This is a genomic window from Bradyrhizobium sp. MOS001 (genome assembly GCF_004634465.1).
GTDB classification, from domain to species: domain Bacteria; phylum Pseudomonadota; class Alphaproteobacteria; order Rhizobiales; family Xanthobacteraceae; genus Bradyrhizobium; species Bradyrhizobium barranii.
This window is the reverse complement of the sequence record NZ_SPVJ01000003.1, coordinates 142,592-165,035: the sequence shown is the minus strand read 5'-3', so window position 1 is coordinate 165,035 and position 22,444 is coordinate 142,592. Positions and strand designations below refer to the sequence as shown.

The following is a 22,444-nucleotide window of genomic DNA, read 5'->3' as shown; positions in this document are numbered from 1 at the left end:
TCATTTCACGAAGCGGTCACACAAGTCGATTCGACTTCCGAATGCGGCGTGCGGACGCAGGGCGCCGCGACGACGCAGGCGCGGTCAGTTCTCGGATTCGGTGAACACCTCGTCGCGCTTGGCGCGCAGCACGGGCAGGACCGTGAGGATCAGCAGAAACGCCGCGATCGCCAACAGCACCGCCGACAACGGACGCGTCAGGAACACGCTCCAGTCGCCGCGCGAGATCAGAAGCGCACGACGCAGGTTCTCTTCCATCAGCGGTCCGAGCACCATGCCGAGCAGCAGCGGCGCCGGCTCGAAATCGTGCTTGATCAGCCAGTAGCCGACCAGACCGAAGACGCCCGCGAGAATGACGTCGACCGGTGCGTTGTTCACCGAGTAAATGCCGATCGCGCAGAAGATCACGATCGAGGGGAACATCAGCCGGTAAGGCACGCGCAGCAGCCGCACCCAGATTCCGACGAGCGGCAGGTTGATGATGATCAGCATCAGATTGCCGATCCACATCGAGGCGATCATGCCCCAGACCAGATCCGGCTGCTTCTGCATGACCTGCGGGCCCGGCACGATGCCGTGGATGGTCATCGCGCCGACCATCAGCGCCATCACCGCGTTCGGCGGGATGCCGAGCGTCAGCAGCGGAATGAACGATGTCTGCGCCGCAGCGTTGTTGGCGCTTTCCGGCCCCGCCACGCCCTCGATCGCGCCGCGGCCAAACCGCGACGGGTTCTTGGCGAGCTTCTTCTCGAGCGTATAGGCCGCAAACGACGCGATGACCGCGCCGCCGCCGGGCAGGATGCCGAGGATCGAGCCGAGCACCGTGCCGCGCAGGATCGCAGGCGCCGAATCGACCAGGTCTTTCCTGGTCGGCATCAGGCCGGTGATCTTCTGCTGCACCAGATCGCGGTTCATCTCGGCGCCGGCGTCGAGGTTACGGATGATCTCGGCGAAGCCGAACACACCCATCGCTACCGTCGCGAAGCCGAGGCCGTCGGCGAGCTCCGGAATGTTGAAGGCCATGCGCGAGGCGCCGGTCTCGATGTCCGAGCCGACGATCGAGAGCAGCAGGCCGAACACGATCATCGCGATCGCCTTCAGCACCGAGCCTTTGGCCAGCACCACCGCGAAGATCAGGCCGAGCACCATCAGCGAGAAATACTCGGCCGGACCGAACGCCAGCGCGAGCTTCGTGAGCGGCGCGCCGAGGACGGCGATCAAAACGGTCGCAACGCAGCCGGCGAAGAACGAGCCGATCGCGGCGATCGCCAGCGCCGGGCCGGCACGGCCCTGCTTGGCCATCTGGTGGCCGTCGATGGCGGTGACGACCGATGTCGCCTCACCGGGTATGTTGACCAGGATCGACGTCGTCGAGCCGCCATACTGGGCGCCGTAATAGATGCCGGCGAGCATGATCAGCGCGCCGACCGGCGGCAGGCCGAAAGTGATCGGCAGCAGCATCGCGACCGTCGCGATGGTGCCGATGCCCGGCAACACGCCGACCAGCGTGCCCACGAGGGCACCAATCAGGCACATCAGCAGGTTGATCGGAGAGAACGCGACGGCAAAACCGTGAGCGAGGTTGGCAAAGAGCTCCATTACACCCTCACTGAACCAGGAAACGCGGGAACATCGGCATCGGCAACCCGAGCACGTACGGGAACAGGATTGCGCAGCCGAGCGTCAGGCAGGCGCCGACGATGGCGGCCTCCAGCCAGCGCGTCTCATGCGAGCCCAGCGCCGCAATCATGAAGCTCACGAAGGCCGTGACCACGAGGCCGAGTGGCCGGATCGCCAGCGCGAAAAACAGGATCGCGACCATCACGAACAGAGGCCCGCGCCAGGAATAATGGGCCATCGCCGGCCCATCGGTCAAAAGGCCGGTCAAGGCGATGCCGGCCGACAAGGCCACCAGCAATCCACCGAACATCCGCGGCGCCGTGCCGGCGCCGAAGGAGAAGCCGCGCATGCCCTGCAGATCGCTCGACGCCCACAGCGCGAACAGGGCGAGCGCCATCAGGATGACGCCGCCGACATAGTCCTGCGCCGACCGGATCGTCATGAACAGCGTGAGGATCGCCACTGCAAACAGTGGATAGGAATAGATCAGGGCCAGCAGCACATCGGATGATGCCTTCTTGGTGCCGGCACCGAACGATCCGAATATGGCACTGGGCGCGCCGGCGAGCAGCGCCGTCGCATGGCCGGTTACGACCTGCAGTGGGCCGCGCCCGGCACCCCAGCCGAAGATCGTCCCGATCGACCAGATGAATTCGAAAATCTGCGGCGCGATCGCCAGCAGGCAGAAGCCGATCGCCACCGAGGTGTTTCGGGTGGCAGTCGCCGAGTGGCCCATCGTGTCGGCCATGCTTGTCTCCTCCGCGACTCCTAAGTCACGAGCACTGTTGTTCTAATCGGCTGGAAAAGGATCCCCCGCCCGGATCACTGCCTAGCGATTTTCATTACACAATGCCAGCAAAACCAATCAGGCCTCCGGCGAGCAGAAGCCAGAGTGGATTGATGCGCGAGACGGACGCGAGCACTGCAACCGCCGCGGTCAGAAGCAGCGCAGCAAAGGTGCGATCGGTCGACTGGGCCAGGATCAGGGCGCTGGCTGCCATCAATCCAATCGATAGCGGAACCAGTGCAGTCTGAATCAAGGCGGGCCAGCGCGATTGGCTGGGCCGGCTCAGCAGACGGCTGACATAATAGGCAAGCAGCGCCGTCGGCAGGCACATCGCCAGCGTCGCCGCCAGCGCGCCGGGGATGCCGGCGACGGCATAGCCGATTAACGTGACGATAAGTACGTTCGGACCTGGCGAGAGCTGTGCGATCGCATAGGCGTCGGCGAACTGCTTCTCGGTCATCCAGTGATGCACGTCGACTGCGATGCGGTGCATCTCCGGCACCGCCGCCGCAGCGCCGCCGACTGCGAACAACGACATTAGACCAAAGGTGGAGATCAGCGCCCAGATCGGGTTTTCGCTGTTCATACTGCTACCTTCCGCCGCACCCAATATGTGACGCCGATACTGATGGGAATCGCGACCAGCAGCACCGCCTGGAGCGGCAGGCGAAGCACGCCGATCGCAACGAACACGCCGAGCATGAGAATGAGCACGACGACGTCCATCCGCTTGAGCAATGGCATCATCATGCGGAAGACCACCGCGATCAGCAGCCCGACCGCCGCGCAGGAGATGCCCGCGAGGATCCGGCGCAGCACCTCCACATCGCCGAACCGGGCGTAGATGATCGCAAGCACGGTCATGATCACCGTCGGCGGCAGCAACAGCCCGGTAAAGGCGGCAACGCCGCCGGCGATGCCGCGCAGCCGCGACCCGAACACCATCGACAGGTTCACGATGTTGGGCCCGGGCAGGAAATGGCAGAGCGCAAAGGTCTCGTTGAACTCGTCCGCCGTCATCCAGCGGTGCTGATCGACAATGGCGTGGCGGGCAAACACCAGGACCCCGCCAAAGCCGGCCAACGACATCCGGGCGAAGGCCAGGAACAACGCGACGAGGCCGGGCGGAGGAGCGTGGGCGGCTGGATGGTCCGGCTCTTGATCTGGCTCTTGATCCGGCTCTTGGGCGGCCGGTGCTGAATCCGTGGACATGTCAGGAGCTTAGAACGCTGGCCGTCCCAGGGCCAAGATCATACCGAGGCCCGCCCGGGACCTATCCAAAGGGAACCGTGGGATCGCCGCTCGAAACACCTGTCATTTGAAACCTTTGCCCCCTATATTGGGGGTGCCGGTTCGCCGGCTATGGAAATAAACGGTCGTCGCAATAAACCATTCGGACCCGGGGGCGGTACCCGGCGCCTCCACCAAAGCCCACCAGCGGGCTCACCCAGAGCGGGCTTTGGCGGGGGCGAAATAGGATCGACGAGGGCGTAAAGGGCGTTCTTTTTCTCGGTATTGTTCCGCCGTTATCGGGCTATGCAATAGTTGCCAACGACAACTTTGCTCCGGTTGCTCAGGCTGCGTAACGCAGTTTGAAAGACCATTCTGAAGTCCTAACGGGTTAAGCTCCGTTAGGCGGGGTTCGGAGGCACCTGGCAACAGAAGCCTCCACTTACCTCTTATTTCCTTTCCGGCGGGGACTCCTGCTGACCCGTCAGGCGCGGTACTATTGCGGCTTGGCGAGTCGGGCCGGCAGGGCCCAACTCCTGGAATGCAACAGGACCACCATGGCGACCGATCATATCCGATACGATGTGCTGGCCCGCGACGCGCTGCGCGGCGTGCTGCGGAAGGTGCTGACCGATGCCGCGTCCCATGGACTGCCGGGCGAGCACCATTTCTTCATCACCTTCATGTCGAAGGCCGAGGGCGTGAAGCTGTCGTCGCGGCTCCTGGCGCAATATCCGGAAGAGATGACGATCATCCTCCAGCACCAGTTCTGGGATCTGACCGTGCTTGAGGACCGCTTCGAGGTCGGCCTGTCCTTCGGCGGCATTCCGGAGCGGCTGATCGTGCCGTTCAGCGCGATCAAGAGCTTCCTCGATCCGTCCGTGAAGTTCGGCCTCCAGTTCGACACCTCCGATGTCGCCGAGGTCTCGCCCGAGACATTGCCGGCCGCTCCCGCGCCGTCGGCCGTCGCGGTGCCCGCACCTGCCAGTGAACCGGCGGAAAGCGCCGAGGAGCCGACCGCCCCGAACCAGGGCGGCGCTGAGGTGGTGCGGCTCGATCGTTTCCGCAAGAAATGATCTAGGTTGGACCCGAAACGGTCGCGCCCGGCCAAACTGCCGATATAGAAGAGCACATGAAGAGGCTGCGCGGAATTCCGCGCCGCAGAATGGATGTGCTCATGGCCAAGACTGCTCGCTCGAAGACTGCTCGCTCGAAGACTGCCCGCCCCGCCAGCCGCACCGAGACCGACAGTTTCGGTCCCATCGAGGTCCCCGCCGATCGCTATTGGGGGGCGCAGACCGAACGCTCGCGCCAGAATTTCCGCATCGGCATCGACCGCATGCCGATCGAGCTCGTGCATGCGCTCGGGATCGTCAAGCTCGCCGCCGCACAATCCAACCTCGCGCTCGGCCTGCTCGACCAGCGCCGGGCCAATGCCATCATCCGCGCCGCGCGCGAGGTGATCGAGGGCAAGCTGGACGATCATTTCCCGCTGGTCGTGTGGCAGACCGGCTCGGGCACGCAGAGCAACATGAACCTCAACGAGGTCATCGCCAACCGCGCCAATGAGCTGCTCGGCGGCGAGCTCGGCGCCAAGAAGCCGGTGCATCCCAACGATCACGTCAACATGAGCCAGTCGTCGAACGACTCGTTCCCGACCGCGATGCACATCGCGGCCGCAAGCCGCATCAATGCCGATCTCGTCCCTGCCCTCGGCGAGCTGTTGCGCGCGCTCCGCAAGAAGGAGAAAGAGTTCGCAAAAATCGTCAAGATCGGGCGGACACACACCCAGGACGCGACGCCGCTGACGCTCGGCCAGGAATTTTCCGGCTACGCCGCGCAGGTCGAAAGCGGCATCGCCCGCCTCAAGGTCGCGGTGAAGGACCTCTATCCGCTGGCCCAGGGCGGCACCGCCGTCGGCACCGGCCTCAACTCCAAGCCGCGCTTCGCAAGACTGTTCGCAAAGCACGTTACCGGGATTACGAAGCTGCCCTTCACCAGCGCCGCCAACAAATTCGAGGCGCTGGCCTCGAACGACGCCTATGTGCTGGCGCACGGCGCCATCAATTCCGTCGCGACAGGCCTGTTCAAGATCGCCAACGACATCCGCCTGCTCGGATCGGGCCCGCGCTCGGGCCTCGGCGAGCTGATCCTGCCGGAGAACGAGCCGGGCTCCTCGATCATGCCCGGCAAGGTCAACCCGACGCAGTGCGAAGCGATGACGATGGTGTGCTGCCAGGTGTTCGGCAATCACACTGCGATCACAGTCGCCGGCAGCCAGGGCCATTTCGAGCTCAACGTCTACAAGCCCGTGCTCGCCTACAACATGCTGCACTCGATCCGGCTGATGGCGGACGCCGCGCGCTCCTTCACCGAACATTGCGTCAGCGGCATCCGTGCCGACGAAAAGCGCATCAGGGAGCTGATGCAGCGCTCGCTGATGCTGGTGACCGCGCTCGCCCCGAAGATCGGCTATGACAACGCCGCCAAGGTGGCGAAGACCGCGCATGCCAACGGCACCACGCTGAAGGAGGAGGCGCTGCGGCTCGGCTTCGTCTCAGCCGACGAGTTCGACCGGCTGGTGCAGCCGGAGAAAATGACGCGGCCTGGATGAATTCCGAATTCCGATAGTCATCCGTAATGATACGGTGCCCTGGGGCTCATAAATATAAGGCCTAAGGGCCGGGATTTGATTACCGTCAATGTTGTGGCGAGGCGGCGTGCTACGCAGGCCTCTCTGCCCTTTGACGGGGCTAATTCATCGTTTGATGGCCCGAGGGGCCAATTGACGAGGACGAGCGAATGGCGATCAAGTCTCATAGGGCGCAACACGGCACCCAGTTTCTGAATGTTTCATCCTGCCAGAAGAGGAGCGGATGATGGAGACGCGGCATGGGGAACGTCATCAACCTGAATCGTTTCAGGAAGCGCGCCGAGCGGGAAGCCACGGCGAAGCAGGCGGACGTCAACCGGGCGAAGTTCGGCCGCACGAAGGCGGAGCGGTCGGCGGAGGAGACGCGCGCGGACCAGGCGAAGGCGCATCTGGACCAGCATCAGATCGATCGCGAGGATCAGTCATGAAGTCGCCCGTGGTGAAACGGTCGATCGTGGTCGCCGGCCACAAGACCAGCGTCAGCCTGGAAGAGGCGTTCTGGAACGGCATGAAGGAGATCTCGGGCCTGCGCAACATGACGCTGTCCGAGCTGGTCGGCGAGATCGACGGCAACCGCCAGCAGGGCAATCTGTCCTCGGCGATCCGCCTGTTCGTCCTCGACTACTTCAAGAGCCGCGCCATGGCCGCCATCCAGCCGGAAAAGGTCCCGGCCCAGTAGCCGTTGGGCGTCCTCCAACGGCGCCTCACGGTTCTGCACTTTAAAATCACTCTAAGGTGCAGTTTCAGCCGACCCGCGCGCTTGACCTCACTGCCCTGCGTTGAAAATACAGGGCATGACCGACACCAATGACACGCGTTCGCGGATGCCGCTGGGCCTGGCCCAGCGCGGCTATATCGGCGTCATCCAACACCTTTCTGCCGGGGATGCCGGCTCGGCGCTCTCGGACATCGAGCTCGAGAGCCGGCTGATCGAGCTCGGCTTCGTCGAGGGCGCCCGGGTCGAGGTCCTGCACGAGGGCCTGGTCGGGCGCGACCCGATCGCCGTCCGTGTCGACAACATCACGATCGCGGTCCGCCGTCGTGAAGCCATGGCCATCATTGTCGCCTAGATAGCGACCGGAAATCTGATCCCATGGAAGCTCCTCTGCTGCATCTCGCCCTGGTGGGCACGCCGAACAGCGGCAAGACGTCGCTGTTCAACGCGCTGACCGGCAGCCGACAGAAGGTCGCGAACTATCCCGGCGTCACCGTCGAGCGCAAGGAAGGCTTCTTCGTTACGCCCCTGGGACGCCAGGTCTCGGTGGTCGACCTCCCCGGCACCTACTCGCTGCGCGGCCGCAGCCCGGACGAGGAGATCACCCGCGACTTCGTGCTCGGCAAGGCGTCCGGCGAGACCGTGCCCGACCTCGTGCTGTGCGTGGCCGACTCGACCAATCTGCGCCTGACCATCCGCCTGCTGCTGGAGCTGAAGCGCACCGGCCGGCCGATGATCCTCGTGCTCAACATGTTCGACATCGCGAGCCGGCGCGGCATCACCGTCGACGTGGAGCGGCTCGCCAAGGAGCTCGGCGTGCCCGTGGTCACCTCGATCGCGGTGCGCAAGAGCGGCACGGCCGACCTGTTGGCGCTGACGGACGAGATCTCGGCGAAACTCGCCGCGGAGCCGCGGGAGAACAGCTGGCGCGCGCTCAGCGTCGCCGAGCTGCGCGCCACCCAGCGCGAGGCCGACCGCATCATCGCCGACTGCGTCAGCCTGCCAAGCCGGCCCGACACCTGGACCGCGCGGATCGATGCCGTTGTGCTGCATCCGGTCGGCGGCCTGATCGTGCTCGCTCTCATCCTGTTCGTGATGTTCCAGGCGGTGTTCGCCTGGGCGCAGCCGCTGATGGACCTGCTCAACAACGGCTTCGACGCGCTCGGCGAATTCGTGCACGCCACCCTGCCCGCCGGCCTGCTGCAGAGCTTCCTTCAGAACGGCGTGATCTCAGGCGTCGGCAGCGTCATCGTGTTCCTGCCGCAGATCATCATCATCTTCCTGTTCATCCTGCTGCTGGAAGACTTCGGCTACATGGCGCGCGCCGCGTTCCTGATGGACCGCATCATGGGCGGCGCCGGCCTGCACGGCCGCGCCTTCATTCCGCTGCTGTCGAGCTTTGCCTGCGCCATTCCCGGCATCATGGCGACGCGCGTGATCGACAACAAGCGCGACCGGCTGACCACGATCCTGATCGCGCCGCTGATGACCTGCTCGGCGCGCATTCCCGTCTATACGCTGATCATCTCGGCCTTCATTCCGGCCAGGGACGTCTGGGGCTTCATTAACCTCCAGGGCCTCGTGATGTTCGGCCTCTACGCCGCCGGCATCACCAGCGCGCTGGTCGTCTCGTTCCTGATCAAATTCTTCATGCTGCGCGACTATGCGCCGGCGCCGTTCATGCTGGAGCTGCCGGACTACAAGATGCCGCGGCTGAAATCGATCGCGATCGGCGTCTACACGCGGGCGAAAATGTTCCTGCACCGCGCCGGCACCACGATCTTCTCGATGATGGTGCTGATCTGGTTTCTGGCCTCGTTCCCGCAGCCGCCCGCGGGCGCCACCGAGCCGGCGATCGACTTCAGCCTGGCCGCGATCATCGGCAAGGCGCTCGAGCCCCTGCTCGCCCCCGTCGGCTTCAACTGGCAGATCGCGGTCGCGCTGATCCCGGGCATGGCGGCGCGCGAGGTCGCGGTCGCAGCCCTCGGCACCGTCTATGCGATCGAAGGCGGCAAGGAAGCGGCCGAGCAGATCGGCCAGGTGTTGGCGACGAAATGGTCGCTCGCGACCGCGCTGTCGATGCTGGCCTGGTACATCTTCGCCCCGCAATGCGCATCCACGCTCGCCGTGATCCGGCGCGAGACCGGAAGCTGGACCTGGATGGCCGTGACCTTCTTCTACATGCTGGTGCTCGCCTATGCCGCGAGCCTCCTGACCTACAACGTCGCGGTCGCGTTAGGGGCGGGATAAGGCCCCCTCAAACCAAAACTGCGAAAACAACCCCATGCACAGTAGACGTGGGTTGTGAAATCAATGGCTTACGCATTTGCAAAAACCACCCGGGCCAAGGACTAATGCGCGCCGGTTGCACCGTCGGGCAAAACACTGGCACAATGGTATCGTCGAAGAATTGCCAAGACCGGGATCAGGATCGGGATAGAGATCCGCTAGCGCGGATACCACTGACCGCGAGGGTCATACTGATGCGCGAAGGCGTAGCTCGGATTGACGCCGCAATAGGCACTGATCCCTGAAGCGGTTGCCATGCACTGCTCATAGGTCGCGAATTGGCAATTGCCTGGGTATCCCCAGATCCGCCCCTGCAAGCAGTAGCTATTAGGAACACCCGGGGCGACGTTGCCATGGCGATACTGGCGTTCGGCCGCGGACGAGATCGAGGCTGCCGACACCAGAATTGAGCTAACCGATAGAATTGCGAAAAGCAGGCGGGTCATCTTCATCTCCTGATTTAAGTTCCGTCGGATGCTGCGCGCCAACCTGCCTTCTGGCTGCGAACATCAAACCCAATTGGGCGCGCGCGGTCCCAACGAAAATCAACGGATCTAAGGCAGGGGGCACGAGGCCGCACACACGAATGCGGCTGCTGCCGCAGTAAGTCGTCTTGCATCCATAGTTGTCTCCGTGAGCTGGTGAAGTCCAGCCATCGAAGCATGGAAACCTTACGAGGCCTCACGTTGCGCTAGATCAAGGCGGCGTATCGCGACATGCCAAACCTCGTCCTGTCCGTTGGTACAATGAACCTTAGGACGATAGTCACTCGTCCCGCTTTCGAACAAGCTCGATATCAGGAACAACAAGAGCCGCGCGACACTGTCCCCGTTTCAGCACATGCCCCGCGACTGACGAACCCGATCGCTATGAGATTGAGGAGTTGGTCCAATGCTGATGCACGCAACCCCGGTCTCCCTTCCCCGCCCGCATTCTCTTAGCGAACTCGGAATGACCGCCGCCTCGAATCCGGTGGTCAGCCTGCGCGAATTCACCTACAGGCGCGACAGCGAGATCTACGGCGAGAAGGAGCCCGCCGAATACATCTACCAGGTCAAGTCAGGCACAGTACGAAGCTACAAGCTGCTGTCCGACGGGCGCCGGCAGATCAATGCGTTTCATGTTCCCGGCGACACCTTCGGGCTGACGAATGGCGGTGTCCATCGCTTCACGACGGAAGCGGTGACGGACACGACCGTGCGGCTGATCAGGCGGGAGAGCCTCGACGCTGTTGCCGGGAGCGACGGCACCTTGGCCGGAAGCCTGCTCCATATGACCACGACGAATCTCCGGCATGCCGAGGACCACATGCTGCTGCTTGGACGCAAGACGTCGCTGGAGCGGGTTGCTGCCTTTCTGATCGAAATGGACAGGCGGCTCACGGCCGCAGGCGTCCTCGCGCTGCCGATGTCGAGGCGTGACATCGCGGATTATCTCGGTATGACGCTCGAGACCGTCTCGCGATCTCTCTCGCATTTGCGCGCGCTTGGGATCCTCGGTTTCATCGACAAGAACCAGCGTCACATCGTGCTCTTGGACAGACAACAACTCGCCGGGTTCGACCGTCGGAACTGACGCCGGAAGCGGCGGACATCCTCGCGTTTTCGCGCTTCCCATGAAAAAGGCCCCGGTCCATGCCGGGGCCTGAAGTCACTGGGAAGACACAGGCTCAGTAGCGAGCACCATAACCAGCACCATAACCGCCGAAGCGATAGTTCACGCGAACCGTGACCATGTCGATATCCTGGGTGACACCGCTGCCGGTGAGGGTGAACCCACCGGGTGTGACCACGCCTGCGAAGGAGGTGTTGTCACGCCCCATCCAGAGGTGGTCGTATTCGACACCGACCGTCCAGTTCGGGCTGAAGCCATACTCCCAGCCGACACCCAGGGCACCGCCCCAGCGCGTGTGACCTGCCGAGGCGAGGCCGACGCCGGTGACATTGTTGAAGATGTCAAAGCGATTGCGCGTCACGGCGGCGCCGCCCTTCACGTAGAGCAGTGAGGCGTTCCATGCCCAACCGAGCTGAGCCGTGAACAGCCCGATCGCATCGGTCTTGCCCGTGGTCGAGATAAACGGATCGATCACGCTGACGCGTGTGTTCTTGATCTCGGCCCAATCACCCTGAGCTTCCAGGCCGAGCACGAACTGATTGGTCTGCCAGCGATACCCGATCTGTCCACCGACGAGGCCTCCGGAGCGATCGGCGCAACCACTTGCGACGTTGCCTGCGGGCGTTATCAAATCGACGCAACCGTGGCTCTGCCCCCAGCCTCCGTTGGCGCCGATGTAAAATCCGGTCCAGTTGTAAACCGCCACCACCGGTGCCGGCGGCGGCGCCTTGACGGCCATATCGGCCGCCATGGCCGGAGCCGCCATGCTCAGCGCCGCGAAGCCGATCGCCGCGATCGAAAGCTTTTTCATCGTTTCGTCCCCTTTGCTCAAATTTCTTTCGTCAGAAGCGAGCCCTAATGCAGGCTGGCGTGCATAAAGCTTGCGAACATCCTGAAGTTTACGCGCGAGGGGATTTTGGGCCCGTACCAAAATGGCAACACTCAAACGCCATCGCTATGCACAGAAGAGTGCTTAGTCAGTCTTTGAAGTGCCGTGCGCTCCAGCACCGTCCTGTTCGTCAGCAAGCCACGCGCCGATGCCGGAGGATGGGATCACCCGCTTCGGCAGGTGCGGGTTGATCGTGCCTGCAAAGACGGAAAGTCCCTCATCGCGCTTGGCGCGCGCAAACAGCTTGGCTTCATGCTCAGTCGCGAAGGTCTTCGTCTCGCGCGGACTTCGTTGTCTCGGCAGAACGCCTCGCCGTTGCACTTCGAAGGTGACGTACCAGGTCGGACTCATTGCGCACACCAACATGTCACCAGTCCCTGGACTCGCGTTGTGGTGCGGCTGTCATCCGCCTGTTTGATTCAGATCAAGCAGCGACTTGACTGCGAACGCTTGACGCGCCGGGTCGCGAACTGAGGGTCGGTTGACCCGTCGGGCAACACAGGAGCACGATGGCATCATCGGCTTCAGTGACATCCGGCTCCCGACCTTCTCCGTCCCGCGAATGGCGATGCGATACCGTCTTCGGGCTGGATCGGCGCCGTGATCAGGGCCGACCGCCACCCCATCAGCAGGGAACCCGGCGCCGATCTGAGAGTTCGTTCCAAGGCCGTTCGGCTTAACCGGGCGCGAGCCCTGGGACTCGCGCAGGGGCGGTGGCGCCCTTCTCTCGAAGCGTCAAAGGGGATCAATGAGCAGTCCATCCAGCACTGTTACGGACAGTGCGCCCCGAGAGCTGTCCAGAATATCGACCGGCAGCGCCGGGCTGGACGACATCCTGGGTGGCGGCTTCGACGCCAACCGGATGTATCTCTACGAGGGGCAGCCCGGCACGGGCAAGACCACCATCGCGCTTCAGTTCCTGCTGAGGGGGGTGCGGGACGGAGAGCGCGTGCTCTATATTTCGCTGTCCGAAACCAAGCGCGAGCTGGACGTTGTGGCGCAGCGGCACGGCTGGACGCTGGACGGCATCGACATCTTCGAACTGGTTCCGCCGGAGACGACGCTCGATCCGGAGCGCGAGCTCACGGTGTTTCATCCCGCCGAAATGGAGCTGAGCGAGACGACCGGCCTGATCTTCAGGGAAGTCGAGCGGGTCAATCCCAACCGCGTCGTGCTCGACAGCCTGTCCGAACTGCGCCTGCTTGCCCAGAACCCGCTTCGTTACAGGCGCCAGGTGCTGGCCCTGAAACATTTTTTCACCAACCGCAATTGCACAGTGGTCCTGCTCGACGATCTTTCGTCATCTCAGGACGATTTGCAGCTCCATTCCATTGCGCACGGCGTGGTGATGCTCGAACAGGTCGCGATCGATTACGGCGCCGAGCGGCGCCGGCTCCGCGTGATCAAGATGCGCGGCATCCGGTTTCGCGGCGGGTTTCACGATTTCACGATCGAGCGAGGCGGCCTGCAGATATTCCCCCGCCTGGTGGCGGCCGAACATCACAAGACCTTCGTCGGCGACTTCACCCCGAGCGGCAACGCCGAGCTCGACCAGCTCCTGGGAGGCGGCCTCGAGCGCGGCACCAATGCGCTGCTCATCGGCGCCGCCGGCGTGGGCAAATCATCGGTTGCGCTCACCTACGCGATCGCGGCGGCCGAACGTGGCGAGCACGCGGTGTTCTTCGCGTTCGATGAAGGCCGCGGCACGGTCGAAGCGCGCGCCCGGACACTTGGCCTGCACCTGCAAGAACACGTCGATTCGGGGCTTGTCCGGTTTCAGCAGATCGATCCCGCCGAGCTGTCGCCGGGTGAGTTCGCCGCAAACGTGCGAAAGAGCGTCGAGGCCGACAATGCCCGCCTCGTCATCATCGACAGTCTGAACGGCTATCTGGCCGCGATGCCCGACGAGCGATTTCTCATCCTGCAGATGCACGAACTCTTGAGCTACCTGGGGCAGCAGGGTGTGCTGACCATCCTGGTCCTCGCCCAGCATGGCCTCGTCGGTCCGATGGATACGCCTCTCGACATCAGCTATCTCAGCGATTCCGTGGTCATGCTGCGCTATTTCGAGGTCGGCGGAACGGTGCGGCGCGCTCTGTCTGTCGTCAAGAAGCGCAGCGGCCGACACGAGCATACCATCCGGGAATTTCGGCTTAGCAGCGCCGGCATCACGCTCGGCCCGCCCCTGAGGGAGTTCAGCGGCATCTTTTCCGGCAATCCGCATTATACCGGGGCACCTAAGCCCGAAGGGTCGGTTGAATGAGCGTTGAGCGAGATCACCATGTTCTCGTCTTTGCTCCGATCGGGCGCGACGGACTTGCCTCCGCCGAGCTGTTCCGGAGTTCGCACCTGGAAGCGACCAGCTGCCGCAGTCTGCCCGAACTCGTCAGCGAGATGGCAGCCGGCGTCGGCGCCGTTTTCGTTGCCGAGGAAGCTCTGTTCGGGAAAGACACCTCGCCGCTGGCACAATGGATCGAGAGCCAACCGCCCTGGTCCGACCTGCCCTTCGTCGTCCTGACCAGCCATCGCGAGCAGCCGGCCGTCCTTGCCTGGCGCCGCAGCATTGTCGCGCTTCTCCGTAACGTCTCGCTGCTCGAGCGGCCGGTTCAGCCAATGACGCTGACTAGCGCCGTTCAATCGGCACTGCGCGCGCGGCGGCGCCAATACGAAATCCGGGCTCTGTTCGCGGCGCGCGAACAGGCGGCTCAGGAGCTCGAGACGCTGGTGGTCGAGCGCACGCGGGCCCTTGCGGAAGCCGTCGAGCAATTGCGCGTCGAGATGGACGAGCGTGCCCGGGTCGAGGAGACGCTTCGGCAAGCCCAGAAGATCGAAGCCATCGGACAGCTGACCGGCGGGGTGGCGCACGACTTCAACAATCTGCTGATGGTGATCTCCGGCGGCCTCGACATGCTCGACCGCCAGACCGATCCGGACCGTCGTCGCCGGCTCATGGACGGGATGGTCCAGGCCGCCCAGCGCGGGGCCAGCCTGACCAGGCAGCTTCTCGCGTTCTCCCGCCGGCAGACGCTCCGGCCGGAGCCTGTCGACGTAGCCTCACAGATGGGCGGCATGCGCGAATTGCTCGATCGAAGCCTGAGAGGCGACGTCCATGTCGAGTTCGATTTTCCTGACACGCTCTGGCCGGTGGAGGTCGATCCCGGCGAGCTCGAACTCGTGATCCTCAACCTCGCCGTCAACGCCCGCGACGCCATGCCCAATGGCGGCACGATTCTCGTGCGCGGGGAAAATCTGCCCAATCTGAATGACGAGCAGATCGCCGGAGACTATGTGCGCCTGTCCGTCGTCGATACCGGTGTCGGCATGAGTCCGGAGATCCTGTCACGCGTTTTCGAACCATTCTTCACGACCAAGGAGGTCGGAAAGGGCTCGGGGCTCGGGCTCGCCCAGGTCCATGGATTCGCGACGCAGTCACGGGGGACGGTCCGCATTCGATCGGAAGTCGGCCGAGGCTCCAGCATCGAACTCTATTTGCCGCGGTCGCTCAGCATTCCTTCCAGGGAGCGACACCTGATCGATCTCAACATGGTGCGGCCGAAGAAGAGCAATCATGGCCGCATCCTTCTGGTCGAGGACGATGACGAGGTTGCCGCACTGGTGAGCGAGATGCTGGGCCAGCTCGGTTACGAGGTCACGCACGCGGCGAGTGGCGCGGCCGCGCTCGGTGCCCTGGCGGACGGCCGCGCCGTCGACCTCGTCTTTTCCGATGTCATGATGCCCGGTGGCATGAATGGGGTCGAGCTGGCGCGGGAGATCAAGAGAAGGCGAAGCGACATACCCGTGCTTCTGACCAGCGGATACTCCGAAGCCGCAGTTCACGACGCCGAATTGGCCGGTCTGCAGATTCTGCCGAAACCCTACCATATCGACGAGCTGGCCGCGGCGCTCAGCGCGGCAAAGGCAGAACCCGGGCGCGACATGGAGTCCAAGCGGTCCAGCCGCTGCTGACGCGTGCGGTGTCGCATCGCGAAAGCGATCGACGACCGGCCTCCAAAGCGGCTATCAGTCTCCATGGACCGCTTCAGCACCGACAGATTGACCGCCGAGAGGCTTCGCGAAGACCACCTCGACGACCTCGTCACGCTGCATCTCGATGCCGAGGTGTCCCGCTATCTCGGCGGCGTGCGTGCACCCGAGGTCACCAAGACCTATCTCGCGACCAACATGGCGCATTGGGACCAGCACGGTTTTGGGCTGTGGGTGCTGCGAACGAAGGACGGCGCCTTCGCCGGGCGAGCGGGCATCCGGCACATCCTCGTGGACGACATCGACGAGATCGAGATTGCCTACGCATTTAAGCGCGAGTTCTGGGGCCGCGGATTTGCGAGCGAGGTCGCAATCGCGCTGACGGACATTGGGCTGTCGCACCACGAACTGCCGTCTCTCATCGGCCTTGTCTATGTCAGCAACGGCGCATCCCGCCGCGTGCTGGAGAAGGCCAATTACATCCTCGAGAAGAGCACGACGCGTCATGGCAATGATGTCGTGATTTACCGCGCTCGGCGGTGAGATGCGTCTCGCAGGATGGGTAGAGCGAAGCGAAACCCATCCTTGCTTCCGGGCGCGTTGAAGCGTGATGGGTTTCGCTGTGCTCTCCCCGTCCTACGGGCTATCGCAAAGCCGCTTTACGCTCAGCCGGTGCGGAGCCGGACAACCGACTGCGGCAACGAAGCGAGAAACAGCACAACGCACACACACAGCAGGACGATGTCCTTGAACAGGAACTCGCCGGCCAGATTCCACGCCATCGGATCGGTTGAAAGGCTCCATGTGACGACGCCCGGCGTCGTGAAGAAGAACGACCACGTGATCGCGAAGGTCATCATGCCCATGAACGAACCCAGCGCCGACAAGACCGGACTGAAGCTGCCTGCCACGAGCAGCGCCGCGATCACGAATTCGGCGACACCGAGAACATAGGCCTCGCCCCTCAGGCCGAATACCGACAGCCAGGAGATGAACGGGCTGTGGCTGATGAACTGGGCGATACCCTGTGCGGATTGCAGTGTGAATTTCTGCATTCCAAACGATACGAATATGACCACCATGACCCAGCGCAGAATGGCGAGCGGACGATAAGAGCCTCCACCATTCTCCGCGACGTTGAATCCCATCATGCGACGATTTCTCCCCGGATTGCGCATCCATCTATTGGCGAACGAAGCGTCCGCTACGGGCTATTCGGAGGGGAGCGTCTGTCGTTACATCCGCGGCGGGGTTCCACGATCACAGCTGCGTGCAACGCGCGTGTTCGCGCCGCGGTCGAGACTCGCGCATTTCGGATCGACAGGCTCTAGCCGTCGCCGCAATTGCGGTGACAGTGCATTCAATTGATGCGCACGGGGTCTCCTGCTTCGAGTTAAGTGCACTGTCACCGGCTACCCGGGTGCCGGGCCGACAAGGCCTGACCGGCAGGTAAGGCCCGCAGATGACGAAAGCAGACAAGGCGGTTTATGCGGCCGTTGAGTTTTCTAGTCCTCGCGGCGAGCGAGAACTCTGTCAGCAGATCCGCACATTCACGGACAAATCAGTACGGGAGTTTTCGCCTGTGCCAGCACCTTGTTTGTCACGCTACCGATGAGAAGCATGGAGAGTCCGCTGCGGCCATGGGATGACATCACGATGAGATCGCAACCTTTATTCTCGGCTGCTGCGATGATGGCTTGATGGGGTTGCCCGTTCTCCACTTGAATCGGTTCGCAGGAAACGCCGGCCTCCTTGGCCGCATTTGCCGCGCGATCCAACGCGCTCGTGGCCTGTTCCTTGCGCAGCTCGGCATATGTTGCGACTGCTTCACGGAACCGCCCTGTCATTTCTGAAAACGGCTCCACAACGAAGATTAGAGATACCTTGGCTCCAAGGGATTTCGCCAGCGCCAACCCATGCGCCACTCCGTGCTCCGCTAGCTCCGACCCATCTGTCGGAATGAGAATATGCCGGTACATGCTTCACCTCCCGCCTGTCTGGACGTATCGCTGCCTTCCGAATGTAAGCTGGGCCCGCGTTTCGGATGCGGTCTTGAGATAGATCAATCTCTCGACCCAGCTCGTACGATGGATAGAGCGGAGCGAAACCCATCAACACGCCTGGATGGAACGATGGGTCTCGCTGCGCTCTACCCATCGTACAGGCCGCGAGCTACCGCTCGCCCGGCCACATCGCCATGGCCGCCTTCGCTACGCCTCTCAACTCCTCAGGCGTCGCGTCGTCCTTGGCCTGGATCGCCATGCCTTCGAAGACGCTGAGGTAGAACCGGCTCAGCGCATCGATGTCGGTTGCGGCAGGCAGTTCGCCGCTCGCGACCGCAGCCTCCAGCCGCCCGCGCAAATTGCCAAGCATGTCGAGCCGGACCTTCTTGATCTCGCGAGCAATGGTGGCCGGCCATTCGTCGCTGACGGCGCCCAGCACGGCCATGCAGCCGGCCGGCGCTCTCCGGGATTTCGGCAGGGTCTCGGCCGCCCCGATCAGCAGATTCTCGATGCCGGCGCGCGCGGTCGCGCCTTCCGCAAGCCGGTCCCAGACCGGCTGGCCCTGGGTCTCGACGTAATGCTCGATCGCGGCAAGGTAGAGTGCCTCCTTGCTTTCGAAGGCCGCATAGAGGCTGGGCGAGCTGACGCCCATGGCGTGGCAGAGGTCGTGCATCGAGGCTGCCGCAAAGCCCTTGCGCCAAAACAGCAGCATGGCGGCCTCCAACGCCGCGTCGCGATCAAATTCCCGTGGCCGACCTGCCATCGCCCGTCTTTCTGTAATGATCAACACATAATTCACTTGACCGCGGCAATCAAGACTCCACATATTCTGTGTCGATCATTACAGAATTGGAGAGATCACATGACACTGGCAGGAAAACGGGCCCTGGTGACGGGCGCAAGCAGGGGTATCGGTGCGGCCATCGCGAAGGCGCTCGCCGCGGAAGGCGCCGATGTCGCGATTACTTACGAGAAGTCGGCGGAGATCGCCGCCAAGGTCGTGGACGCGATCAAGGCGACGGGCCGGAAAGCCGTAGCGATCCAGGCCGACAGCGCCGATGTCGCTGCCGTTCAGGCTTCGGTCGACAAGACCGTCAAGGAGCTGGGCGGGCTCGACATCCTGGTCAACAATGCCGGCATTCTGCGATTGGGCGGCCTCAACGACATCTCGCTCGCCGACATCGACGCGATGCTGAACGTCAACGTGCGTTCGCCGATCGCCGCGAGCAAGGCGGCGCTGCCGCACCTTGGCAAGGGCGGCCGCATCATCACCATCGGCAGCTATTTCGCGGACCGCGTGCCCTCGCCGGCGCTCGGCGTGTACGCGGCGTCGAAGTCGGCGCTAACCGCATTCACGAAGGCGCTGGCGCGGGAGCTTGGCCCGAGGGACGTCACGGTCAACCTCGTGGCACCGGGCTCGATCGACACCGACATGAATCCGGCGCACGGCCCGACCGCCGAGACATTGAAGCAGTTCATGGCGCTCGGCCGGTACGGCGCGACGGATGACATCGCGAACGCGGTGGCGTTCCTGGCGAGCGCGAAGGCAAAATACATCACCGGCTCGACCTTGACCGTCGACGGCGGCGCGAACGCGTAGACATTCCGGCGCTTGGTGTTCGTCCAACAGGAGGTCGAGAAGCTGGCGATGACTGCGATGGCAAAATAAGATGATGTTCGCGATCATCATGGCGGGCGGCCGATGCCTCGGCCGCCCCGCGAGCGTTAGATGGAGCGTGTCGCGTGCTTCGTCCCTCGTCCAGCTTCGAGCATGACAGCACGACTGTCACTTTGGCTTGAACGTCAAAATGCCGTTTGCACTCATCGTTCGTACCCGTCATTGTTTCGCAACGCCGCCCGGATGTTGAGCGGGTTCCGGTGATCAAACGGGAGGCCTTGCCATGCAAGACGTCGAGAAGCGTGTCATTGGCAAGGTTATGTGGCGGCTTATACCGTTCCTGATCGTCTGCTATTTCGTGGCCTATCTTGACCGCGTCAATGTCGGCTTTGCCAAGCTGCACATGAACCAGGCGCTGGGTTTAAGTGAAGCAGCGTTCGGACTGGGCGCGGGCTTGTTCTTCGTCGGGTATTTCCTGTTTGAAGTCCCCTCCAACATCTTCCTGGAACGAGTCGGCGCGCGCGTCTGGATCGCCCGCATCATGATTACGTGGGGAATCGTCTCGGCGGCCTTCGCATTCATCCCATCGATATCGGCAGCAACGGGACTACCGACAACGGGCGTCTTCTACTCTCTTCGTTTGCTGCTCGGCGCCTGCGAGGCGGGATTCTTTCCAGGCATCATCTTCTATCTGACCCTGTGGTTCCCGGCGGTTTACCGGGCTCGGGTCATCAGCCTGTTCATGCTGGCGATCCCGATTTCGTCCATCATCGGATCGCCCATCTCCGGGCTTCTGCTCGGCGTGACCGGTTGGGGATTGGAAGGCTGGCAGTGGCTGTTCATTCTCGAGGCGCTGCCCTCGGTCGTGGTAGGCATCTGCGTCCTGCTCTATCTGACCGATTTTCCGCGCCAGGCCCGCTGGCTGCAACAAGACGAGATTGCCTGGCTGGAAGACGTGCAGGCCACCGAGAAGCGGAACAAGGAGAAGGTCGAACACCTGTCATTGGGGCAGGCGCTCACCGATTACCGCATTTTGTTGTGCGCTCTGGTGTACTTCTGCCTGAATGCTGCAAGTTATGGCGTGGCGTTCTTCCTGCCAACCATCATCAAGGGTTTTGGCGTCAGCGATACCCAGACCGGCCTGCTCGCAGCGCTGCCCTTTATTTTCGGGGCCGCGGGCATGGTGCTGCTTGGTCGTCATTCCGATCGGACCATGGAACGAAAGGGTCACGTCGCCGCGGCACTGTTGATGGCAGCGGTGGGGATCGGAGTGGCAGGTCTCGTTTCCAACTCCGTCCTTGTCATGGCATTGCTTTGCTTCGCACAGATCGGCGTCTCCGCGGTCCCCCCGATGTTTTGGCCGCTGCCGGCGAGCTTTCTAACGGGAGCATCGGCTGCCGCCGGCATCGCCGCGATCAACTCGCTTGGAAATCTTTCCGGTTTCGCCGGTCCTTACGCAATGGGCTACCTGAAGGATTTAACCGGCAGTTTTACCGCAGGTCTTCTGTTGCTGGCGGGTTGCGCGCTGGTGGGCGCAGTCGTAGTCGTGCTGCTACGCATCGATGCAAGGCGCGAGCAAGTGTCCGGCGAAATCGCGATGGCGCACTAGACGCGGGTGATCGTCGCTACCTGAAATAACCGAGCACGAGATCGATATCCGCGCTGCCCGCCACGGTGCCGTTGAGTTCGGCGTCGATGACGCGGCGGCAGGCCGCGATCGCGGCGTGATCGCCGAGATCGTTGGCGGCTTCGAGCACGAGCCAGGCGGCGTCGACGGAAGCCTTCTCGGGAGCCGAACCGCCGGCATCGACGGGCAGGCTCTTGTTCTTGCGAATTGCGGTGCCGAATTGAGGCAACATTGCAAATACTCCCCTCTCGCTCAGTGCACCTGGAGTTCGGGCTGACGGCCCGTATCGGCACCCGCGCCGGTCTTGCGCGACTGGTAGAACTTCAGAATGCTGCGCGACGTCTCGATCTTGAGCTTGCCGAACTCGCGCTCGCTGTCATGGAGCTCGCGCGCCGTGATCAGATGATCCTTGGCGCCGAGGAACAGCAGCGACATGGTCGTGTCCCACGAGAAGTCGAGCGCCTTGCACAGCACCAGAAGTATCTCGCGATTGCGGTCCATCATCGCGCGCTCGATCACGTCGACCGGAAGCGACGACAACAGCGACAGGCCGATCTGCACCTCGTCGAAACGGTGCTGGCGCGCATAGTTCGAGATCGAGTCCTGGTTGAGGTTGCCCTGGCGGTACTGCGTCGTCACCACGCGCTTGGCGACGAAATAGCTGCGCGAGGACGGACCGAACTTGGACTGGAGATCGCCGGTGACGTCGGTCACCGAGCTCTGGATCTGCGACATCATTTCGGGCCGCTCGCTCGCGAGGCGGCGGCGGACGTCTTCCGACGCCTTGGAAATGAGCTGCTGGAAGATGTGGCGCGGGACGTCCTTGCGCAGGCCGAGCTGCTCGGCGAGGATCGAGTCACCCTCGGCGCGCCGGACCATGTGCAGCAGGCCCGAGCCGGAGAAGCGCGCGCCCTCGTTTTTGGCGACGGAGGTCACGACCTCCTGGTCGCCGCGCTTGACCAGCACGTCGGTGACGGCTTCGCCGATCGACCTGCGCTGGGCGATCGCAAGCAGATGCGCCTGGCCCTTGGTCATGGCGCTCTCGACCAGCATCTTCTCGTCGATACGGCTGGAGTCGCGCAGCACCGGACCGGCCACGTCGATCTCGTCGTCGAGGGCGAGCTTTTCGATGACATTGAGCGGAGCGTGGTCGCAGGCCGACATCAGCTCGGAGAGCTGCGCCCGCGCGGCGACCTCGATCTCGTCGGCGAGCCGCCCGATGACCTCGCCGAACATGCTGATCTCGTCGTCGCTGTAGCGGCCGGTGATCAGGATGTCGGTCGCATGCCACAACGCCTTCGCCCGGCTCTCGTCGGTGCCGCGCGCGATCGCGTCGTCCAGATCCTGCAGAAGCGATTTCGCCCCGTTCATCTCGTTACCCCAGTTCTTGGTTAGCCATCCTGCTTGTGCTGGCA

At 63.2% G+C, this 22,444-nt stretch carries 24 protein-coding genes and 1 other RNA gene; 13 read left to right on the top strand and 12 right to left on the bottom strand.

Annotated elements, in window-relative coordinates; translation table 11 throughout:
- Window positions 1-84 precede the first annotated feature (84 nt).
- The 4 genes from CT676_RS06465 to CT676_RS06450 all read right to left on the bottom strand — a co-directional run bounded on the left by CT676_RS06465 (window position 85) and on the right by CT676_RS06450 (window position 3,619).
- On the bottom strand, window positions 85-1,599 hold the full coding sequence (locus CT676_RS06465; RefSeq protein WP_085399731.1) for a tripartite tricarboxylate transporter permease: 1,515 nt from the start codon (window positions 1,597-1,599) through the stop codon (window positions 85-87).
- 7 nt (window positions 1,600-1,606) lie between these two features.
- On the bottom strand, window positions 1,607-2,368 hold the full coding sequence (locus CT676_RS06460) for a tripartite tricarboxylate transporter TctB family protein (protein WP_063981615.1): 762 nt from the start codon (window positions 2,366-2,368) through the stop codon (window positions 1,607-1,609).
- Window positions 2,369-2,462: 94 nt separating this feature from the next.
- Window positions 2,463-2,993, bottom strand: a complete 531-nt coding sequence (locus CT676_RS06455) for a chromate transporter (RefSeq protein ID WP_063981614.1) — start codon at window positions 2,991-2,993, stop codon at window positions 2,463-2,465.
- Window positions 2,990-3,619, bottom strand: coding sequence for a chromate transporter (locus tag CT676_RS06450; RefSeq protein ID WP_085399732.1), 630 nt, complete (start codon window positions 3,617-3,619; stop codon window positions 2,990-2,992). Before CT676_RS06450 ends, CT676_RS06455 begins: the two co-directional genes overlap by 4 nt.
- A 96-nt stretch (window positions 3,620-3,715) precedes the next feature.
- Here CT676_RS06450 and ssrA point away from each other — a divergent pair.
- From ssrA to CT676_RS06415, 7 genes are all read left to right on the top strand, one after another.
- Window positions 3,716-4,080: a transfer-messenger RNA gene (gene ssrA / locus CT676_RS06445) on the top strand.
- A 114-nt stretch (window positions 4,081-4,194) separates the two neighbouring features.
- Window positions 4,195-4,713 (top strand): ClpXP protease specificity-enhancing factor SspB, encoded by a 519-nt coding sequence (locus tag CT676_RS06440; protein WP_085399733.1) that lies wholly within the window; start codon window positions 4,195-4,197, stop codon window positions 4,711-4,713.
- Between the two features lie 101 nt (window positions 4,714-4,814).
- Window positions 4,815-6,251, top strand: coding sequence for a class II fumarate hydratase (fumC, locus tag CT676_RS06435; RefSeq protein WP_244623080.1), 1,437 nt, complete (start codon window positions 4,815-4,817; stop codon window positions 6,249-6,251).
- 278 nt (window positions 6,252-6,529) lie between these two features.
- Complete coding sequence (locus tag CT676_RS06430) at window positions 6,530-6,718, top strand: DUF4169 family protein (RefSeq protein WP_063981611.1); 189 nt, start codon at window positions 6,530-6,532, stop codon at window positions 6,716-6,718.
- Window positions 6,715-6,969, top strand: a complete 255-nt coding sequence (locus CT676_RS06425; protein ID WP_014493044.1) for a ribbon-helix-helix domain-containing protein — start codon at window positions 6,715-6,717, stop codon at window positions 6,967-6,969. The genes CT676_RS06430 and CT676_RS06425 overlap by 4 nt, the downstream gene beginning before the upstream one ends.
- A 115-nt stretch (window positions 6,970-7,084) precedes the next feature.
- On the top strand, window positions 7,085-7,360 hold the full coding sequence (locus CT676_RS06420; RefSeq protein WP_014493043.1) for a FeoA family protein: 276 nt from the start codon (window positions 7,085-7,087) through the stop codon (window positions 7,358-7,360).
- Window positions 7,361-7,383: 23 nt separating this feature from the next.
- Window positions 7,384-9,255, top strand: coding sequence for a ferrous iron transporter B (locus CT676_RS06415; protein WP_085399734.1), 1,872 nt, complete (start codon window positions 7,384-7,386; stop codon window positions 9,253-9,255).
- A gap of 197 nt (window positions 9,256-9,452) precedes the next feature.
- Here CT676_RS06415 and CT676_RS06410 read toward each other — a convergent pair whose 3' ends face one another.
- On the bottom strand, window positions 9,453-9,740 hold the full coding sequence (locus CT676_RS06410) for a DUF3551 domain-containing protein (protein ID WP_080586562.1): 288 nt from the start codon (window positions 9,738-9,740) through the stop codon (window positions 9,453-9,455).
- A 505-nt stretch (window positions 9,741-10,245) separates the two neighbouring features.
- Between CT676_RS06410 and CT676_RS06405 the strand changes: the two genes are divergently transcribed.
- Window positions 10,246-10,869, top strand: coding sequence for a helix-turn-helix domain-containing protein (locus CT676_RS06405; RefSeq protein ID WP_244623079.1), 624 nt, complete (start codon window positions 10,246-10,248; stop codon window positions 10,867-10,869).
- 94 nt (window positions 10,870-10,963) lie between these two features.
- Here CT676_RS06405 and CT676_RS06400 read toward each other — a convergent pair whose 3' ends face one another.
- Together CT676_RS06400 and CT676_RS06395 are read right to left on the bottom strand one after the other, a co-directional pair.
- Entirely contained in the window at window positions 10,964-11,719 is a 756-nt protein-coding gene (locus CT676_RS06400; RefSeq protein ID WP_085399736.1) for an outer membrane beta-barrel protein, read from the bottom strand.
- Window positions 11,720-11,881: 162 nt separating this feature from the next.
- Entirely contained in the window at window positions 11,882-12,148 is a 267-nt protein-coding gene (locus CT676_RS06395; protein ID WP_063981607.1) for a hypothetical protein, read from the bottom strand.
- Window positions 12,149-12,545: 397 nt separating this feature from the next.
- Between CT676_RS06395 and CT676_RS06390 the strand changes: the two genes are divergently transcribed.
- From CT676_RS06390 to CT676_RS06380, 3 genes are all read left to right on the top strand, one after another.
- Window positions 12,546-14,060 carry an ATPase domain-containing protein gene (locus CT676_RS06390; RefSeq protein WP_063981606.1) on the top strand — a complete coding sequence of 505 codons (1,515 nt, stop codon included), beginning with the start codon at window positions 12,546-12,548 and terminating at the stop codon, window positions 14,058-14,060.
- On the top strand, window positions 14,057-15,763 hold the full coding sequence (locus tag CT676_RS06385) for a response regulator (protein ID WP_085399737.1): 1,707 nt from the start codon (window positions 14,057-14,059) through the stop codon (window positions 15,761-15,763). The genes CT676_RS06390 and CT676_RS06385 overlap by 4 nt, the downstream gene beginning before the upstream one ends.
- A gap of 63 nt (window positions 15,764-15,826) precedes the next feature.
- The gene (locus tag CT676_RS06380) at window positions 15,827-16,324 is read left to right on the top strand and encodes a GNAT family N-acetyltransferase (protein WP_085399738.1); all 498 of its coding nucleotides are present in this window, start codon (window positions 15,827-15,829) and stop codon (window positions 16,322-16,324) included.
- A gap of 122 nt (window positions 16,325-16,446) precedes the next feature.
- Here the strand turns inward: CT676_RS06380 and CT676_RS06375 are convergent, their stop codons facing one another.
- The 3 genes from CT676_RS06375 to CT676_RS06365 form a co-directional block, all read right to left on the bottom strand.
- The gene (locus tag CT676_RS06375; RefSeq protein ID WP_085399739.1) at window positions 16,447-16,932 is read right to left on the bottom strand and encodes a DUF417 family protein; all 486 of its coding nucleotides are present in this window, start codon (window positions 16,930-16,932) and stop codon (window positions 16,447-16,449) included.
- Window positions 16,933-17,331: 399 nt separating this feature from the next.
- Window positions 17,332-17,760, bottom strand: coding sequence for a universal stress protein (locus CT676_RS06370; protein WP_063981602.1), 429 nt, complete (start codon window positions 17,758-17,760; stop codon window positions 17,332-17,334).
- 193 nt (window positions 17,761-17,953) lie between these two features.
- Window positions 17,954-18,496: a TetR/AcrR family transcriptional regulator gene (locus CT676_RS06365; RefSeq protein ID WP_244623078.1), complete on the bottom strand. Its 543-nt coding sequence runs from the start codon at window positions 18,494-18,496 to the stop codon at window positions 17,954-17,956.
- 150 nt (window positions 18,497-18,646) lie between these two features.
- Here CT676_RS06365 and CT676_RS06360 point away from each other — a divergent pair, with 150 nt between their 5' ends.
- Both CT676_RS06360 and CT676_RS06355 read left to right on the top strand, forming a co-directional pair.
- Entirely contained in the window at window positions 18,647-19,384 is a 738-nt protein-coding gene (locus tag CT676_RS06360) for a 3-oxoacyl-ACP reductase family protein (protein ID WP_085399741.1), read from the top strand.
- 301 nt (window positions 19,385-19,685) lie between these two features.
- The gene (locus CT676_RS06355) at window positions 19,686-21,011 is read left to right on the top strand and encodes an MFS transporter (protein ID WP_085399742.1); all 1,326 of its coding nucleotides are present in this window, start codon (window positions 19,686-19,688) and stop codon (window positions 21,009-21,011) included.
- Between the two features lie 16 nt (window positions 21,012-21,027).
- Here the strand turns inward: CT676_RS06355 and CT676_RS06350 are convergent, their stop codons facing one another.
- Both CT676_RS06350 and CT676_RS06345 read right to left on the bottom strand, forming a co-directional pair.
- Complete coding sequence (locus CT676_RS06350; protein ID WP_063981598.1) at window positions 21,028-21,261, bottom strand: hypothetical protein; 234 nt, start codon at window positions 21,259-21,261, stop codon at window positions 21,028-21,030.
- 20 nt (window positions 21,262-21,281) lie between these two features.
- Window positions 21,282-22,400 carry a DUF2336 domain-containing protein gene (locus CT676_RS06345; RefSeq protein ID WP_085399743.1) on the bottom strand — a complete coding sequence of 373 codons (1,119 nt, stop codon included), beginning with the start codon at window positions 22,398-22,400 and terminating at the stop codon, window positions 21,282-21,284.
- Between the last annotated feature and the right edge of the window lie 44 nt (window positions 22,401-22,444).

Coding starts and splice junctions, on each gene's coding strand:
- CT676_RS06465 (WP_085399731.1), bottom strand. CDS start 1,599: ATGGAGCTCTTTGCCAACCTCGCTCACGGTTTTGCCGTCGCGTTCTCT.
- CT676_RS06460 (WP_063981615.1), bottom strand. CDS start 2,368: ATGGCCGACACGATGGGCCACTCGGCGACTGCCACCCGAAACACCTCG.
- CT676_RS06455 (WP_063981614.1), bottom strand. CDS start 2,993: ATGAACAGCGAAAACCCGATCTGGGCGCTGATCTCCACCTTTGGTCTA.
- CT676_RS06450 (WP_085399732.1), bottom strand. CDS start 3,619: ATGTCCACGGATTCAGCACCGGCCGCCCAAGAGCCGGATCAAGAGCCA.
- CT676_RS06440 (WP_085399733.1), top strand. CDS start 4,195: ATGGCGACCGATCATATCCGATACGATGTGCTGGCCCGCGACGCGCTG.
- fumC (WP_244623080.1), top strand. CDS start 4,815: ATGGCCAAGACTGCTCGCTCGAAGACTGCTCGCTCGAAGACTGCCCGC.
- CT676_RS06430 (WP_063981611.1), top strand. CDS start 6,530: ATGGGGAACGTCATCAACCTGAATCGTTTCAGGAAGCGCGCCGAGCGG.
- CT676_RS06425 (WP_014493044.1), top strand. CDS start 6,715: ATGAAGTCGCCCGTGGTGAAACGGTCGATCGTGGTCGCCGGCCACAAG.
- CT676_RS06420 (WP_014493043.1), top strand. CDS start 7,085: ATGACCGACACCAATGACACGCGTTCGCGGATGCCGCTGGGCCTGGCC.
- CT676_RS06415 (WP_085399734.1), top strand. CDS start 7,384: ATGGAAGCTCCTCTGCTGCATCTCGCCCTGGTGGGCACGCCGAACAGC.
- CT676_RS06410 (WP_080586562.1), bottom strand. CDS start 9,740: ATGACCCGCCTGCTTTTCGCAATTCTATCGGTTAGCTCAATTCTGGTG.
- CT676_RS06405 (WP_244623079.1), top strand. CDS start 10,246: ATGACCGCCGCCTCGAATCCGGTGGTCAGCCTGCGCGAATTCACCTAC.
- CT676_RS06400 (WP_085399736.1), bottom strand. CDS start 11,719: ATGAAAAAGCTTTCGATCGCGGCGATCGGCTTCGCGGCGCTGAGCATG.
- CT676_RS06395 (WP_063981607.1), bottom strand. CDS start 12,148: ATGAGTCCGACCTGGTACGTCACCTTCGAAGTGCAACGGCGAGGCGTT.
- CT676_RS06390 (WP_063981606.1), top strand. CDS start 12,546: ATGAGCAGTCCATCCAGCACTGTTACGGACAGTGCGCCCCGAGAGCTG.
- CT676_RS06385 (WP_085399737.1), top strand. CDS start 14,057: ATGAGCGTTGAGCGAGATCACCATGTTCTCGTCTTTGCTCCGATCGGG.
- CT676_RS06380 (WP_085399738.1), top strand. CDS start 15,827: ATGGACCGCTTCAGCACCGACAGATTGACCGCCGAGAGGCTTCGCGAA.
- CT676_RS06375 (WP_085399739.1), bottom strand. CDS start 16,932: ATGATGGGATTCAACGTCGCGGAGAATGGTGGAGGCTCTTATCGTCCG.
- CT676_RS06370 (WP_063981602.1), bottom strand. CDS start 17,760: ATGTACCGGCATATTCTCATTCCGACAGATGGGTCGGAGCTAGCGGAG.
- CT676_RS06365 (WP_244623078.1), bottom strand. CDS start 18,496: ATGCTGCTGTTTTGGCGCAAGGGCTTTGCGGCAGCCTCGATGCACGAC.
- CT676_RS06360 (WP_085399741.1), top strand. CDS start 18,647: ATGACACTGGCAGGAAAACGGGCCCTGGTGACGGGCGCAAGCAGGGGT.
- CT676_RS06355 (WP_085399742.1), top strand. CDS start 19,686: ATGCAAGACGTCGAGAAGCGTGTCATTGGCAAGGTTATGTGGCGGCTT.
- CT676_RS06350 (WP_063981598.1), bottom strand. CDS start 21,261: ATGTTGCCTCAATTCGGCACCGCAATTCGCAAGAACAAGAGCCTGCCC.
- CT676_RS06345 (WP_085399743.1), bottom strand. CDS start 22,400: ATGAACGGGGCGAAATCGCTTCTGCAGGATCTGGACGACGCGATCGCG.